Raw genomic sequence first — 14958 nt, 5'->3', positions numbered from 1 at the left:
GCCCGGCAGGTGGGCTATCCCATGACCGCTCGGGCTGCGTCGAGGAACGCCAGCCGGTTGTCCTCCAAGTAGTCCCGCAGGCTCTCGCCGTCGGGCAAGCCTTCCCACACCGTCCGGTTGAGGTCGAGGAAGTACGCACGGGCCGCGTCATGTACGGGCAGCGCGAACTGGATGCGGATGAGCCGCTCTGCGACCCACAGCCTGTTCATGACGCCCTGGGTCGTGACGAACCAGGCGTGGGTATCGTCCCACTCGGCAGGCCGACTGAACGCGGAGCGTTCGGCCTCGGCCGCCACCTCGATGAACCGCTCCAGCAGCGCCAGCCGTTCCGCGCGCCGAGCCTCTGACAACGCGCTCTGCTGCCGCTGCTGTTCAGCACGTTCCGCTGACAACTGAGTCCTGTGCTGGACGAGGTAGGACAGCATGCCGCCGAGGACAACGCCGCCCACCGATATGAGGGACACCCAGACCTGACCTGACATGGTCTCCATGGTCCCATGCACTGTGGCTGGTGTGATCACGGCGTCGGAGCCGTCCTGGATAGCCCCGTTCACCGGGCTGAGCCGTGGACGGCACCCTGGTCCCGACTCGGGACCACGCCGTGGCCGCCCAGTCGAAGAACTATCGGTACTCCACCAACCACCAGGTCGTCGCCGACGCCGACACCCTCCTGATCGTCGTGGTGGGCCGGCCGCTTACCGGAAACCGAAACGACTGCAAGGCATGGGAGGAATCCGGCGCCAAAGCCGCAGTCGGCAAGACACTCACCATCGCCGACGGCGGCTACAGTCCACCACGCCATGCTCGGCCTAGCCCGCGTGTACAACCTCGCCCTCGCCGGATAGGCGAGACAGCGACCGGCCCCGCCTGAGGCGACTCACAGTTCATTTACGGGACAGCCCTTAGCCTCGCCGTTTCACCGCGCTCGCAGCCTTTCTGCTCGCCCAGCCGTGATCAGTTTTGCTGTGAGAGACCCAGTTCGGACAGATCACTGTAGAGGCGGTTCAGCGTGTACGCGCCCAGGCCGAGGCCTTGGTCGATTCGGCGTCGTGCGGCTGGGTTTCGGTAGTGGGGTTCCAGCAGCAGGAAGAAGTCCTCTGCGTGTTGTTCGTCGATTTCGGAGTGGAGGCCGTAGTGCATCAGGTCGGCTTGAGCGACCCAACCGCGGTTCACAGCCGCGTTGCCCGTGATGGCCGATACCGAGGCGAATGCGTACTCGATCGCGCCCATGCAGCCGATTCCTACCTGCGGGTCCTCCCACGTACACACCGCACTGAGAACGCTGTTGTACGCGTGGACGGCCGGCATCATCGTCAGGCCGTTCAGCCGTACGGTGTCGCTGCCGATGCTGGCCAGAAATCCGCGGAAGGTCTCGTGATGGAATTCCTGAGGGCGGAATCCGCCATGTTCTTCCACGACATTGCCCAGGATGCCGATGCGATCCGCGGGGTGCTCGATCCGGGACACCAGCGCAGCCATCGGGCGGGCGAAGTAGGTGACGGCGAAACCTAGTTGCTCCTGGCTTGCGCGGAAGCTCTCCAACGACATGCTTCCGTCCACCAGCGTTCGGAAGTACGGATTGTTCAGGACACCGGTCTCGGTCACGATGTGCTTGGCGCGCGCTGTCACCAGCGGGGCCTTGGTTGTCCGCAGATGGGTGGTCACGGTCGTTTCTCCTGGCGTGTTGTTCCTGAGCGCGGCTCGATGCGGGACCGGCGGAGCCCCTCTGATCGCCGGTGCCGAGTGGAATCAGCACCCGACGGCGAGGGGCTCCGGACGAGTGGACGTTGTCCGGTTCTGTCGGCTCAGGAACGCAGGGGTCCCAGGAGGCGGTGACCTCGGTCGTTCGGGTCAGTACTGCTGTGGAACACGCGAATGGCGTCTCTCAGCTCGTCAGTCGAGATGGAGCCGGAGTTGTCGGTGTCGATGTCGGCGAACGACACGTCGATGTCTTCGTCGCTCAGCGCGAAAGAGGACTGAAACAGGCGCTTGAACTCGGACTTGTCGAGTTCGCCGTCTCCGTCGACGTCGGCGGTGGCCACGAAGACCTTGGCGGACGGCGTGACAATCCGCGCGTAATCATCCGGCTTGTCCCCCAGGCTGACGAACCCGGCCAGGAATTCGCCGCGTGATACGACGCCGTCCCCGTCTGTGTCCATAGGGGCGAACAATCTCTTCCAGTACTCCAGCAGGGATCTCTGCAGCGCGCTGGCGGGGGCGGTTCCTGGTGTGAGCTTGAATTCCTGCGTTGTGCGGCCCACCCAGGCGTACACGTCGGTTTCGCCGACCCACCCGTCGCGCTCGTGATGGAACACGTTGTAGTAATGCTGGGCCTTGCTGTGGATAATGGATTCTTCCGGCACGCGAAGACCTCGAATTTTATTGTTCGGTGGGTGAATCGGATACCCACCGCGACCCGGTCCACGAGCAATTACTCGTGAGCTCAGGGTGGCAGCGTTTCCCTTGCCGGACGCCGGTACCAAAGCTTCACCACTCATTCGAGTGAACGATTCGACCTGGCAGTTTCAGCCCGGTTCACCGGCGGTGGATGTCCTCAAGCAGGTTCCGCATCGCTGTGCGGAAGATTTCAGTCTGGTGGCCACCGATGAAAGAGGTGTGCCCGACAGTTGATGACCAATGCAGCCGCCTCAGCCCAACCGAAACGGCGAGGCCAGGGCCTGTCCGGCCCGGTGGGAAAATCGGTGGCGGGTCGTCGTGGGCCCGTCCTACGATCGTCGCGATGACGACGACTCACTCTGTTCACAGATTGGGGGACCCGTCCGCGCAAGGTGAGTGCTGATGCTCACCTCGACAGCGAACGGGGCCTCCCGCCTCTCCCTCTGGCTGCGCGTGCGCGAGTTCGCCGTGCCGCCCACCATGATCGAAACCGCTACCGCGCGCCGCCTCAGCGGCGACTGGGCGGGAGCCTGTGCCGCCGCCGGGATCGACGTCGACCTCGACCTCCGATCCCTGGCGCGCGCCCACGGCCCGGAACTCGCCCGCCAGGTCCGGGGCGACCTGCGCCATCTGGCACCCGATCTGCTGCGCTGGCACCTGCCGCGGATCGCTCCCGACGGACTGCTGCGCCCGGGCCTGACCGTCGCACTCGCCCGGTACGGGCAGGACGGCCCGGCCGGCGCGGAGCCGGCGCCGCACCTCGTGGTGCGGACGCCGCCCGCCTGGGCGGACGCCGGTCAGCGGATCAGCCTCGCCTGGTGGGACGGTCACACGACCGGGCCCGGCCCCGGGAGCGGTACCGCGCCGCGGCATCCGCATCCCCACCCCAGCCGACGGTTCCGGTTCGACCTGCACCGCCATCTCTGGGACGCCCGCAGGGCCGGCGAACTCCGGTCCCGGTCGGGGGACGGCCGCGCCACCGCGCCCGCCCCCGGTCCGGTGGAGCCTCCGGCGGAGCGATCGACCGGACCCCTGCCGCCCGGGCTCAGCTGCGCCGTCGACCGGTGGGCGGCCGAGGCCGAGCTCCTGAACCTCGCGGAGGGCCGGTCCGGCGGGGGCCCCGTCGTGGTGCGGCTCGGCTCCCGGCGGCGGGTGCTCCTGGAACCACTCCCCGACGGCGGGGCGGCGGTCGCTCCGGCGCCTCCGGAGAACCCCGCCGCCACACTGCCGGTGCTGCCCGACGCGGCCACCTGGACCCTGCCCGACCTCGAACTGCTCCGCGCCGGACTGATCGAGGCCGACCGACTGCACCCGCTCGTCGCCGCGGCACTCGTACCGGACCATCGGCCGACCGGCCCGGTCCGGTCACCGGACCCGGCGGGACAGCCGCGCGTCGTGGAGTGCCGGGGCGCCCGGCACCGGATCGGCCTGGTCGACGGCGTCCTGGTCCCCCTGGACCACGAACAGGGCGAGGTCCGACGAGAGGAACTCCTCGCCGCACTGACCGGTACACCGCTGCCGTGCCTCCAGGCCATCGACGAGGCCCACCGCCGACCGGACTGCCTCACCGGGGTCCGCGAACGCCTGGACCACGGGGACACCGCCGGTGCGCTGGCCGTCGTCGAAGGCCTCGTCGGCCCCGACGCCCTGCTGCGCGCCGGCGCCCTGCGCGACGAACTGGAGGCCGCCGCGCAGCGGCGGATCACGTACGGCCTGTACAGGGCGGGCCTCATCGGCCCCGCCCCCGACCGCCTCCTCCCGGGCAACCGCCGCCCCCGCGACCGGCGTTCGCACCCCCGCAACGTGACTCCTCGCTGACCGGGCCGCCTTGGCCCCACCCTCCGCATCCGCCCTCCCGAACCCTCAGGTGATCACCCATGCCGACGCACACCCTGTACGCCGCCACCCCCGCGCACCCCGCCGAGCACGACCAACTCGACGTCGCCGCCGATCTGTCGGCCCTGCTGCGCGACGCGCGCACCGAGCCACGCCCCGACCCCCAGCTGGAGGCCCTGACCCTGGCCGTCGCCGCCGACCTGCCCGTACTCCTGTGGGGCGAACCGGGCATCGGCAAGACCGCGGCCCTGACCCAGCTGGCCGCTTCCCTCGACCTTCCGCTGACGACGGTGATCGCCAGCGTCCACGAGCCCTCGGACTTCTCGGGACTCCCCGTCGTCGGCGACGATCCCGCCGAGCAGGGCATCCCCATGGCACCGCCCGACTGGGCCGTGCGTCTCGTGCGCGCCGGGCGGGGGCTGCTGTTCCTCGACGAGCTGTCCACGGCGACCCCCGCCGTACAGGCCGCCCTCCTGCGCCTCGTGCTCGAACGGCGGGTGGGAGCCCTGCGGTTGCCGTCCGGGGTACGGATCGTGGCCGCCGCCAACCCGCGCGCGTCGGCGGCCGACGGCTGGGAGCTCAGCCCGCCGCTGGCCAACCGGTTCGTGCACCTCCAGTGGACGCACGACCACGAGGTGGTCGTCCGCGGCCTCGGCGGGACCTGGCCGCGGGCCACCCTGCCACAGCTCGACCCGGCGAAGCTGCCGGAGGCCGTGGGCTTCGCCCGCCGCGCGGTCTGCGAGCTCCTCGCCGCCCGCCCCGCCCTCGTCCACCGGCTGCCGAGCGGGGAGACGCGCCGGGGCGGCGCCTGGCCGTCCCCCCGAAGCTGGGAGATGACCCTCCACCTGGTCGCCTTCGCCACCGCCGCGGGCTCCGCGCGCGACGTACTGTCCCTGCTCGTCAGGGGCGCCGTGGGCGACGGGCCGGGCCTTGAACTCCTGGCCGCCCTGGACCGGATGGACCTGCCGGACCCCGAGACGCTGCTCGCCGACCCCGACAACGCCGACCTCCCCGAGCGGGGCGACCTGCGTCAGACAGCGCTGGACGGCGTCGTGGCGGCGGTCCGCGCACGCCCGGAGAAGTCCCGCTGGGACGCGGCCTGGGCCCTCCTGGCCCGGGCGATGGAGACCGGGGCGCCCGACCTGCTCGTCGTCCCCGCGACGGCCCTCGCCGCACTGCGCAAGGAGGAATGGGACGTGCCCGCGTCGATCGACCGGCTCGCCGGGGCGGTCTCCCTGTCCCGGCGGGCGGACCGCGCGGCGGCCCGGGTCGCGGTCGCGGAGGAGGCGGCCCGATGACCGGGCGGCGGCGTACCCCGAGCGCGGCCTCCGCCTCCCCGGCGGCAATGTCCGTCTCCCCGACGGCGGCTGCACTCGACCGCGACAAGCTCTTCGCCGCCCGGCTGCACGCCGTACGGGCCCGGCCCTACCTGGCGACCGCCCTCTTCGCCCTCCACGTCGTGGAGTCGCGGCGGGTGCCGACGATGGCCGTCGACCGGTACTGGCGTTGCTACGTCTCCCCGGCCTTCGTCGACCGGATGCCGGTGGAGGAGCTGGCCGGGGTGTGGGTGCACGAGGTGTCGCACCTGCTCCGCGACCACCACGGCCGCGGTGACCGGGTCGCGCGACAGCGCGGTCTGAGCGGCCCGGGCGACCGGCTGCGGATCAACATCGCCGCGGACTGCGAGATCAACGACGACGTGTTCGGCGACGGCCTGGCCCGACCCGAAGGCGCCGTCGACCCGGAGTCCCTGGGGCTCCCGGAAGGGGAGCTCATGGAGGACTACCTCCGTCAGTTCCGGCTCGGCCCGCACCTGGAGAGGGCGGCCTGGCTGGACTGCGGCAGTGGCGCCGACGGCCTGGAGCGGCCCTGGGACCTGGGGCCGGACGGCGCGCACGGCCTCAGCGAACAGGAGCAGGACGCCGTCCGGTTCCGGGTGGCCCAGGGCATCACAGGCCGGCCGGGGAACGCCCCCCGGGGCTGGCGCCGGTGGGCGGCGGAGGCCTTCCACACGCCCCAGCCGTGGCGGGAGCTGCTCGGAGCGGCGGTGCGCTCGGCGGCCACCGGCTCGGGAGCGGGCGAGGACCACACGTACGGGCGGCCCTCGCGGCGCGCGGCGGCGGTGCCCGGAGCCGTTCTGCCCAGCCTGCGGCGCAGACCGCCCCGGGTCTCCGTCGTCATCGACACGTCCGCCTCGGTGAGCGACACCGAGCTGGGCGGTGCGCTCCTCGAAGTCGCCGCGATCTCCCGGGCCGTCGGAGGCCGTCGTGACCTGGTCACCGTGGTCCCGTGCGACGCGGCGGCCCGGATCGCGCACCCGCTGTGCCGCGCCGAGGGCATCCCGCTGATCGGCGGCGGGGGTACGGATCTGCGGACCGGCTTCGCCGCGGCGCTCGCCGCGCGGCCCCGGCCGGACGTCGTCGTCGTCCTGACCGACGGCCAGACACCCTGGCCGGAGAGACGGCCGCCGTGCCGGACGGTGGTGGGACGGTTCTCCCGCCCGTACACACCCCGCTGGGACGAGGACGACCCCGACTACGTACCGGACGCGCCGCCCGACTGGGCACGCGTGGTGGACATCGGCTAGCCCCACGCCGCCGCTCCGGCCGCTCCCGCCGCCTCGCCGCACCGCATCGTTTCCACCCGTCGGAGGCCCAGGCTCAGGTGCCCAGCGCCCGTGCCAGGAGTCCGCGGCGGTGGCGGGTGCCCGTCTTCGCGAAGACCGACTTGAGATGGTCCTGGACGGTGTGCGCGGACAGCGACATCGCCAGCGCAGCCGCGCCGGTGTCGGCGCCGTCCGCGAGGTGGCCGAGCAGCTCCGTCTCGCGGCCCGTCAGGCCGTGGGCCCGGCAGAACACGTCCAGGCGGTCGGCCGGGGTGGTCTCCTCGATGGTCACGGCGATCTCCCGATCGAGCGGTGTCGGCCCTTCCGCCCCCGGACCGTCGTCGATGCGCGCCGCGCGCAGTGTCAGCCAGAGGCCGTCGGCCAGGTGCACGCGCGCGCGTGCAGGGTTCGGGTCGACGCCCGCCTCGCGGGCGAGCAGCTGCGCGGCCACGTTGTACGCGGCCGCCGGGATCGGCGCCCGGCCCTCCTCCGGGGGGATCAGGCCCGCCAGATAGGCGGGGGCCCCGGGCGTCTGGCCGCGCACCCGCAGGTCCGGGGAGAGCAGCAGGACCAGCGGGCCCGGCCGGTCCGCCCCCGGCGGGCGGGCCGGGAACGCCTCGGACTGGGCGCGCCGGAGGGCCTCCGTGACCGGCCCGGCGACCGCGTCCAGGTACGCCAGGTCCGCCGGGCCGAACTCCGCCCCGTACCGCCACAGATCGAGGAAGCCCCAGCAGCCGAAGCGGTCCCTGAACACCGCCGAGGCCACGTCCCGCACCCCCGCCGGCCGCAACAGCTCCTCCCACAGCGGCCCCCGCTCGTCCTCCGGCAGACCGCTCAGCGCGGCGGCGCCCGCGAGAGACGTCCAGCGGTCCGCGCGCGTCAGGTACTTGAGCCGGATCAGCCGGGGCAGCTCCGGCAGGACGGGGACCCGTGCCACCGGCGCGCACCCCACCGAGGTCACCGGGTCGGTCAGCAGGAACGCGAAGGCCTCGGCCCCGAGCAGCGCCCGGAACTCCCGGAGCAGCCGGACCCGCAGCGTGTGGGCGTCACCGCCGGAAGCGCCGGTCGCGTCGGTCGCGTCGAACCTGCCGGATCCGCCGGACCTGCTGGGCGCGCCGGACCCGCCGGACCCGCTGGCCGAACCGGTCGAACCCGTCGCGCAGATCCGCAGGACGCGCTCGCGGGAGCGGGCGTGGGCGGCGGGAAGGGCCATGCGCGGAGCGTACGGGCCGATACCCCAGAGATCTGGGATGTACGCGACGCGATGCCGCCGTCCACGCTGGAAGCGTTCCCCCGGACCCAGGGAGGAGGGGCCGTGATCACCCTGCACATCGAACACCCGATCACCGACTACACCGTGTGGAAGGCGGCGTTCGACCGCTTCGCCGACGCCCGCAAAGACGCCGGCGTCCTCCGGCACCAGGTGCGCCGGCCCGTCGACGACCCCGCCTACGTCGTCGTCGACCTGTCCTTCGCGACAGCCGAGCGCGCCGAGGGCTTCCTGGAGTTCCTCCGCACGCGCGTGTGGGCGAGCCCCGCACGGGCCCCGGCGCTGGCCGGCACGCCCGTCACCCGGGTCCTCGCCACGGAAGAGGAGGAGGATGAGGAGGAGACGGAGGCAGGGGAGGGGGAAGCAGAGAGGGAGGGGACCTGACCTACGGAGCGGGGCCGCAGGGCCGATTCCCCCGGACCGATTCCCCCGGACCGGCTCCCCGGAGCGGCTTCCGGCGTAGCCTGAGCGCCATGAGGCAGGACGCCGACCCCGGGCTCTTCGGGCCCCGCTCCGTCACCTGGCAGCTGCACGGCGACCCCGTGATGTGGATCGCCGGGGTCCGGGCCCTCTGGCTTCAGGCACTGCACCCCGTCGCCGTCCGTGGCGTCATGATCAACAGCAGTTTCCGCGAGGACCCCTGGGGCCGGCTCATGCGGACCGCGAACTTCGTCGGGACCCTGAGTTACGGGACCACCGACGCGGCGGAGGCGGCGGGCGCCCGCGTCCGCAGGATCCACCGGCTGCTCGGCGTCGACGACCCCGAACTCCTGCTCTGGGTCCACTGCGCCGAGGTCGACTCGTATCTCTCGGTGGCGCGCCGCTCGGGCATCCCGCTCACCGACGCCGAGGCCGACCGCTACCTCGACGAGCACCGTGTCTCCGCCCGTCTCGTCGGCCTCGACCCGGAGACCGTGCCGGGCTCCGTCGCCGCTCTCGACCGCTACTTCACGACCGTGCTGCCCCGCCTCGCCGCCGGACCCGACGCGCGGACCGTGGAGGACTTCTTGCGCCGTCCGCCGGTGAAACCCGTCCTGATACCGGCGCGCGAGGTGATCTGGCGGCGCGTGACAGCGCTCGCGTACGACACTCTGCCCCCCTACGCCCACGCCCTCTACGGCAGGCCCGCCCCGGCGGCCGGGACCGTCGACCGACGGCTCGTCGCGACCGCCAACCTCCTCCGGTGCATCCCCGACCGCCTGCGCTGGCGACTGCCGCCCCGGCACATCCTCCGGGCCGTGGAACGCCTCGGTCAGGACACCCGCCCCGATCCCTACGCCCGCCTCGGGACCCGGGGCCGGCCGGGTGCCGGCACCCCTTCCGGTCCCTGACACGCGACCTACCCGTACCCACTGTCAGAGGCTGCGGCCATACTGGACATGTCGGGGAGGGTGCACGGAAGCGACGGGGGCGACACCACACGATGGGGGACAGCGGGCTGATCCAGGGCCGGTACCGGCTGCACGAGGTCATCGGCCGCGGAGGCATGGGCGAGGTCTGGCGTGCCACCGACGAGGCACTCGGGCGCGGCGTCGCCGTGAAGTGCCTCAAACCGCTCGGTCCGCAGCACGACCCGCACTTCCTGTCGGTGGTCCGCGAGCGCTTCCGGCGCGAGGCCCGCGTCGCCGCCGCCCTCCAGCACCGGGGCATCACCGTCGTGCACGACTTCGGCGAGTACGACGGCGTGCTCTACCTCGTCATGGAGCTCCTGGAGGGACGCAACCTCAGCCAGCTCCTCGCGGCCAACGCCCAGCACCCGCTGCCCGTCCAGGACCTCGTCGAGATCGCCGACCAGGTCGCCGACGCCCTCGCGTACACGCACCGCCAGGGGATCGTCCACCGCGACCTGAAGCCCGCCAACATCATGCGGCTCGCGGACGGGACGGTGAAGATCTGCGACTTCGGGATAGCGCGACTCGGGACGGACATGGGCTTCACGTCCAAGCTCACCGGGACAGGCATCGCCATGGGGACGCCCCACTACATGTCCCCGGAGCAGATCGGCGGCGGCGAGGTCGACCACCGCAGCGACCTCTACTCGCTGGGGTGCGTGCTGTACGAACTGGCCACCGGCGCCCCGCCCTTCGACCTGGGCGACTCCTGGGCGATCCTCATCGGCCACCGGGACACGGTGCCGAGCCCGCCGCGCTCCCACCGCGCGGAGCTGCCCCCCTACTTCGACCGGATCGTCCTCGACCTGCTCGCCAAGGTCCCCGAGGAGCGGCCGGCCGACGCGGGCGACCTGCGGCGCCGGATCGTCTCCGGCCGCTTCGCCCCGACGGCCGTCCCGGTTCCGGCGACGGGCCCGGGCACCGGCCACGGCACGGAGCTCGCGGAGACCGCGCCGTACCCGGTGCCGGGAGCTCCACGACCCGGCGGCACCGGCGCGCCCGCGCCCGCGTGGGCCCGTGAGATGCGCGGCGGACACCGGCCCGGGGCCGCGGACGCTCCGGCCGGCACCGCCACGGCGCCGCGTCCGGTCGCCCACGACCCGGCCGCGGCCGTGCTCACCACCGAGTGGACCACCGCCACGCGCGCGTCGGACGCGAGCTCGCTCGCCGACGAGACGACCGCCCCCGCGCCCGCCCCCGGGCCCACCGCCGAGCTGCTCGCCGTCCTCGCCGGCCGGTACCGCGCCGGGATCGGCCTCGGCCGGCTCGACCGCTGGGACGAGGCCGAGTCGGTGCACCGGTCCGTCGCCGAGCACCGCGCCCGCGTCCTCGGCGAGGACCACCCCGACACCCTGACCAGCCGTTACGAGGTCGGTTTCGCGCTCGCCCGGCTCAACCGCCCCGCCGACGCCCTGGACGTCTTCGACCGGGTCGCCGAGGGCCGCGCCCGGGCCCTCGGCGCCGACCACCCCGACACCCTGGCGGCGCGCCAGGAGCGGGCGTACGCGCTGGGCCGCCTCGGACGGCACACCGAGGCGTACGAGCTGTACGTCGCCGTGCTCGCCGCCCGCGAGCGCACCGTGGGCCCCGACCACCCCGACACCCTGCGCTGCCGCCACAACCTTGCCTTCACGCTCGGCCGGCTGGGCCGCCTGGAGGAGTCGTACCGCGCGGCGCACGAGGTCGTCGAGGCCCGGGCCCGGCTGCTCGGCGAGGACCACCCCGACACGCTGGTGACCCGCCACGAAGTCGCGTACACCCTCGGGCGTCTCGGCCGCGGGCAGGAGGCGCTCGCCCAGTACCGCGCGGTGGCCGACGCGCGCGCCGCGGCCCTCGGCGACGACCACCCGGACACCCTGACCGCCCGCTACGAGACCGGGGTCTGCCTCGGCCGCATGGGGCAGGCCGCCGACGCGCTCGACGTCTGCCGTGACGTCATCGCCGCCCGCACGCGCGTGCAGGGCTCCGACGGACCCGAGACCCTGCGCGCCCGCCACGCGCTCGCGGTCAACCTCGGCCGGCTCGGGCGCTGGGCGGAGGCGCTCGACGAGTCAGAGAGCGTCCGCTCCGCCCGGAAGCGCGTCCTCGGCCCCGACCACCACGACACCCTCCTGAGCCACCGCGAGACCGCCGTCGCCCTCGGCCGGCTCGGCCGCTGGGAGGAGGCCCTGGCGGCCCACCGGGCCATCGCCGCCGTCCGCACCCGGGTCCTCGGCCCGGACCACCCCGACACCCTCGCCGGTCTCGACGACGAGGCCCAGTGCCTGGAGCGCCTCGGCCGCCCCGCGGAGGCCGCCGCCCTCCACCGGGGCGCGGCCGGCCTGTCGGCCTCGGACGCGCCGTGACCCGGCGGCGGGGTGCCGCCGTGAGCCCCGGCGTTCGGGTGCGGCCGTGAGACGGCGGCGCCCGCGCTGTGCGGCGCGATCTCGGGCGGGGACACGTACCGGCTCGCTGCCGTAGGGCTCTCCGGGCGCTCCGCGGGCTCCCCGGGTGCTCCGAGGGCTCCCCGGTCCTGCCCCTTCCCCGGCCCGTCGAGCCCGTGTGAGCATGAGCCATGACCGACCGTGATCCGCTTCCCGGCGTCCCCACCGCACCCCGCGCGTACGACGCCGTCGTCGTCGGCGGCGGCCACAACGGCCTCGTCGCCGCCGCCTACCTGGCCCGGGCCGGCCGGTCCGTCCTCGTCCTTGAGCGGCTCGGCTCCACCGGCGGGGCCGCCGTCTCCACGCGGCCCTTCGCCGGGGTCGACGCCCGGCTCTCCCGGTACTCGTACCTCGTCTCGCTCCTCCCCGAGAAGATCGTGCGGGAGCTGGGGCTGCGCTTCGCCGTACGGAAACGGTCGGTCTCCTCGTACACGCCGAAGGGCGACAGCGGCCTCCTCGTCGGCGGAGGGCCCGAGCGCACCCGGGCCTCCTTCGCCGCGCTCACCGGCTCCCACCGCGAGTACGAGGCCTGGCAGGCCTTCTACGGCCGCACCGGCCGGGCCGCACGCCGGATCTTCCCCACCCTCACCGAGCCCCTGCCCACCCGCGCCGCGCTCCGCGCCCGCCTCGACGACGCCGAGACCTGGCGGATGCTCTTCGAGGAACCCCTCGGCGTGACCGTCGAGCGGAGCTTCGCCGACGACCTCGTCCGCGGAGTCGTCCTCACCGACGCGCTCATCGGCACGTTCGCCGACGCCCACGACCCCACGCTCCTCCAGAACCGCTGCTTCCTCTACCACGTCATCGGCGGCGGCACCGGCGACTGGGACGTCCCCGTCGGCGGCATGGGCGCCCTCACCGACGCCCTCGCGGACGCGGCCCGCACCGCCGGGGCCCACGTCCTCACCGGTCACGAGGCCACCCGCATCGAGACCGACGGCCGCCGCGCCGCGATCACCTACCGCACCGCCGACGGCGAGGGCACCGTCGAGGCCGGTCAGGTCCTCGTCAACGCCTCTCCGCAGGAGCTCGCGGCCCTGCTCGGCGAGACGCCCCCGCCGCCCCCGGAAGGCGCCCAGCTCAAGGTCAACATGCTCCTCACCCGGCTGCCGAGGCTCCGCGACCGCTCCGTCGACCCGCGCGAGGCCTTCGCCGGGACCTTCCACATCGCCGAGGGGTACGGGCAGCTGGCCGCCGCCCACGCCGAGGCCGCCGCCGGCCACCTCCCCTCGGCCCCGCCCTCCGAGATCTACTGCCACTCCCTGACCGACCCCACGATCCTCGGCCCCGAGCTCGCCGCCCGCGGCCACCAGACCCTCACCCTCTTCGGGCTGCACACCCCCGCCCGGCTGTTCGCCGCCGACAACGACGGCACCCGCGCCGCGCTCCTCAAGGCGACCCTCGCCCAGCTCGACGCCCACCTCGACGAGCCGATCGCCGACTGTCTCGCCCTCGACGAGGACGGCCGCCCCTGTATCGAGGCGAAGACCCCGCTCGACCTCGAACGCGAGCTGCGGCTGCCCGGCGGCCACATCTTCCACCGCGACCTCTCCTTCCCGTACGGGGACGGGGACACCGGCCGCTGGGGCGTCGAGACCCGCCACGCCAACGTGCTGCTGTGCGGAGCGGGCGCGATCCGGGGCGGGGGAGTCAGCGGCGTCCCCGGCCACAACGCCGCGATGGCCGCGCTGGGGCGGTGACCGAACGCCGGTGACGGAACGCCGGTCACGGAACGGCGGTCACGGAACGGCGGTCACGGAACGGCGGTGACCGGGCGCCGGTGACCGAACGGCGGTACCGGGCTGCGGTGACCGAGCAGCGCGCCCAGGTTGACGCCGACCCGCTCCCCGCCAGGGGCGTGAAGCTGATCTGCGAGCGCGCTTAAGAAATCCTCGATGGACCCGGAGCCCCACGTACGGAAGATTCTCTTCCAGGGATCTTGGGCACACAGTCGTGCCCACGCCCGCACATCACAGGACACGCACGTCGGGAGCCGTTGCATTGAAGGCGCTGGTCAAGCTGAAGGCGGAGCCGGGACTCTGGCTCACGGACGTGCCCGAGCCGGAGACCGGCCCCGGGGACGTACTGATCAAGGTCAAGCGGACCGGTATCTGCGGAACCGACCTCCACATCCGCTCCTGGGACGGCTGGGCGCAGAAGTCCATCGCCACGCCGCTGACGATCGGTCACGAGTTCGTCGGCGAGGTCGTCTCCGTCGGCCGTGACGTCTCCGACATCGCCGTCGGCGACCTGGTCAGCGGCGAGGGCCACCTCGTCTGCGGCAAGTGCCGCAACTGTCTCGCCGGCCGCCGCCACCTCTGCCGCGCCACCGTCGGCCTCGGCGTCGGCCGGGACGGCGCCTTCGCCGAGTACGTGGCGCTGCCCGCGTCCAACGTGTGGGTGCACCGCGTCCCCGTCGACCTCGACATCGCCGCGATCTTCGACCCCTTCGGCAACGCCGTGCACACGGCACTCTCCTTCCCGCTCGTCGGCGAGGACGTCCTCGTCACCGGCGCGGGCCCGATCGGCATCATGGCCGCCGCCGTCGCCAAGCACGCCGGCGCCCGCAACGTCGTCATCACCGACGTCAGCGAGGAGCGCCTGGCCCTGGCGCGCAAGACGGGCGTCACCCTCGCCCTCAACGTCGCCGAGCAGACCATCGCCGACGGCCAGCGCACCCTCGGTCTGAAGGAGGGCTTCGACGTCGGCCTGGAGATGTCGGGCAACCCGCACGCCATGCGCGACATGGTCGCCAACATGACCAACGGCGGAAAGATCGCCATGCTGGGCCTGCCCAGCGAGGACTTCGCCGTCGACTGGGCGAAGATCGTCACGTCCATGATCACGGTCAAGGGCATCTACGGCCGCGAGATGTTCGAGACCTGGTACGCGATGTCGGTGCTCCTGGAGGCGGGCCTCGACCTGGCCCCCGTCGTCACCGGCCGGTACGCGTACACCGACTTCGAGGCCGCCTTCGACGACGCGGCCTCCGGCAAGAGCGGCAAGATCATCCTCGACTGGACTGCGGGAGCCTGA

The 14958-nt window shown here is 73.2% G+C and carries 12 protein-coding genes and 1 pseudogene; 9 read left to right on the top strand and 4 right to left on the bottom strand.

The annotated features are described in order from the left end of the window. Positions 1-14 precede the first annotated feature (14 nt). Positions 15-491: a hypothetical protein gene (locus ACFC0G_RS18305; protein WP_376404299.1), complete on the bottom strand. Its 477-nt coding sequence runs from the start codon at positions 489-491 to the stop codon at positions 15-17. A 74-nt stretch (positions 492-565) separates the two neighbouring features. Between ACFC0G_RS18305 and ACFC0G_RS18300 the strand changes: the two are divergent. Further along, positions 566-787 (top strand): annotated as a pseudogene (locus ACFC0G_RS18300) (transposase); the annotation flags it as partial. A gap of 167 nt (positions 788-954) precedes the next feature. On the opposite strand, the gene ACFC0G_RS18295 reads toward ACFC0G_RS18300, so the two are convergent. Both ACFC0G_RS18295 and ACFC0G_RS18290 read right to left on the bottom strand, forming a co-directional pair. After that, positions 955-1665: a TenA family transcriptional regulator gene (locus ACFC0G_RS18295; protein ID WP_376404297.1), complete on the bottom strand. Its 711-nt coding sequence runs from the start codon at positions 1663-1665 to the stop codon at positions 955-957. A gap of 140 nt (positions 1666-1805) precedes the next feature. Next, positions 1806-2363: an EF-hand domain-containing protein gene (locus ACFC0G_RS18290; protein WP_376404295.1), complete on the bottom strand. Its 558-nt coding sequence runs from the start codon at positions 2361-2363 to the stop codon at positions 1806-1808. A gap of 436 nt (positions 2364-2799) precedes the next feature. On the opposite strand from ACFC0G_RS18290, the gene ACFC0G_RS18285 reads away from it, so the two are divergent. Genes ACFC0G_RS18285 through ACFC0G_RS18275 form a run of 3 tightly spaced genes read left to right on the top strand, consistent with a single transcriptional unit; the run spans position 2800 to position 6820 of the window. Continuing rightward, positions 2800-4215: a hypothetical protein gene (locus ACFC0G_RS18285; protein ID WP_376404293.1), complete on the top strand. Its 1416-nt coding sequence runs from the start codon at positions 2800-2802 to the stop codon at positions 4213-4215. Positions 4216-4274: 59 nt separating this feature from the next. Further along, a complete protein-coding gene (locus tag ACFC0G_RS18280; RefSeq protein WP_376404291.1) occupies positions 4275-5531 on the top strand; it encodes an AAA family ATPase in 1257 nt (418 codons plus the stop codon). A 47-nt stretch (positions 5532-5578) separates the two neighbouring features. Beyond that, positions 5579-6820, top strand: a complete 1242-nt coding sequence (locus tag ACFC0G_RS18275; protein ID WP_376404537.1) for a VWA-like domain-containing protein — start codon at positions 5579-5581, stop codon at positions 6818-6820. Positions 6821-6893: 73 nt separating this feature from the next. On the opposite strand, the gene ACFC0G_RS18270 is transcribed toward ACFC0G_RS18275, so the two are convergent. Continuing rightward, complete coding sequence (locus ACFC0G_RS18270; RefSeq protein ID WP_376404289.1) at positions 6894-8051, bottom strand: helix-turn-helix transcriptional regulator; 1158 nt, start codon at positions 8049-8051, stop codon at positions 6894-6896. A gap of 102 nt (positions 8052-8153) precedes the next feature. Between ACFC0G_RS18270 and ACFC0G_RS18265 the strand changes: the two genes are divergently transcribed. From ACFC0G_RS18265 to tdh, 5 genes are all read left to right on the top strand, one after another. After that, positions 8154-8492 (top strand): hypothetical protein, encoded by a 339-nt coding sequence (locus ACFC0G_RS18265; RefSeq protein WP_376404287.1) that lies wholly within the window; start codon positions 8154-8156, stop codon positions 8490-8492. A gap of 89 nt (positions 8493-8581) precedes the next feature. Next, the gene (locus ACFC0G_RS18260; RefSeq protein WP_376404285.1) at positions 8582-9439 is read left to right on the top strand and encodes an oxygenase MpaB family protein; all 858 of its coding nucleotides are present in this window, start codon (positions 8582-8584) and stop codon (positions 9437-9439) included. Between the two features lie 92 nt (positions 9440-9531). Next, entirely contained in the window at positions 9532-11844 is a 2313-nt protein-coding gene (locus ACFC0G_RS18255; protein WP_376404283.1) for a tetratricopeptide repeat protein, read from the top strand. Positions 11845-12053: 209 nt separating this feature from the next. Continuing rightward, entirely contained in the window at positions 12054-13622 is a 1569-nt protein-coding gene (locus ACFC0G_RS18250) for a phytoene desaturase family protein (protein WP_376404281.1), read from the top strand. Positions 13623-13923: 301 nt separating this feature from the next. After that, positions 13924-14958 (top strand): L-threonine 3-dehydrogenase, encoded by a 1035-nt coding sequence (gene tdh, locus ACFC0G_RS18245; RefSeq protein WP_376404279.1) that lies wholly within the window; start codon positions 13924-13926, stop codon positions 14956-14958.

The sequence above is a fragment of the Streptomyces sp. NPDC056169 genome, assembly GCF_042268445.1.
Classification (GTDB): Bacteria; Actinomycetota; Actinomycetes; order Streptomycetales; family Streptomycetaceae; genus Streptomyces.
The sequence above is the reverse complement of the archived record's forward strand: the minus strand, read 5'-3'. Positions and strand labels throughout refer to the sequence as shown.

What these genes read in the sequence shown, in the direction of transcription:
- ACFC0G_RS18305 (WP_376404299.1), bottom strand. Translation starts at nt 491, where the DNA reads ATGGAGACCATGTCAGGTCAGGTCTGGGTGTCCCTCATATCGGTGGGC.
- ACFC0G_RS18285 (WP_376404293.1), top strand. Translation starts at nt 2,800, where the DNA reads ATGCTCACCTCGACAGCGAACGGGGCCTCCCGCCTCTCCCTCTGGCTG.
- ACFC0G_RS18280 (WP_376404291.1), top strand. Translation starts at nt 4,275, where the DNA reads ATGCCGACGCACACCCTGTACGCCGCCACCCCCGCGCACCCCGCCGAG.
- ACFC0G_RS18275 (WP_376404537.1), top strand. Translation starts at nt 5,579, where the DNA reads ATGTCCGTCTCCCCGACGGCGGCTGCACTCGACCGCGACAAGCTCTTC.
- ACFC0G_RS18270 (WP_376404289.1), bottom strand. Translation starts at nt 8,051, where the DNA reads ATGGCCCTTCCCGCCGCCCACGCCCGCTCCCGCGAGCGCGTCCTGCGG.
- ACFC0G_RS18260 (WP_376404285.1), top strand. Translation starts at nt 8,582, where the DNA reads ATGAGGCAGGACGCCGACCCCGGGCTCTTCGGGCCCCGCTCCGTCACC.
- ACFC0G_RS18255 (WP_376404283.1), top strand. Translation starts at nt 9,532, where the DNA reads ATGGGGGACAGCGGGCTGATCCAGGGCCGGTACCGGCTGCACGAGGTC.
- ACFC0G_RS18250 (WP_376404281.1), top strand. Translation starts at nt 12,054, where the DNA reads ATGACCGACCGTGATCCGCTTCCCGGCGTCCCCACCGCACCCCGCGCG.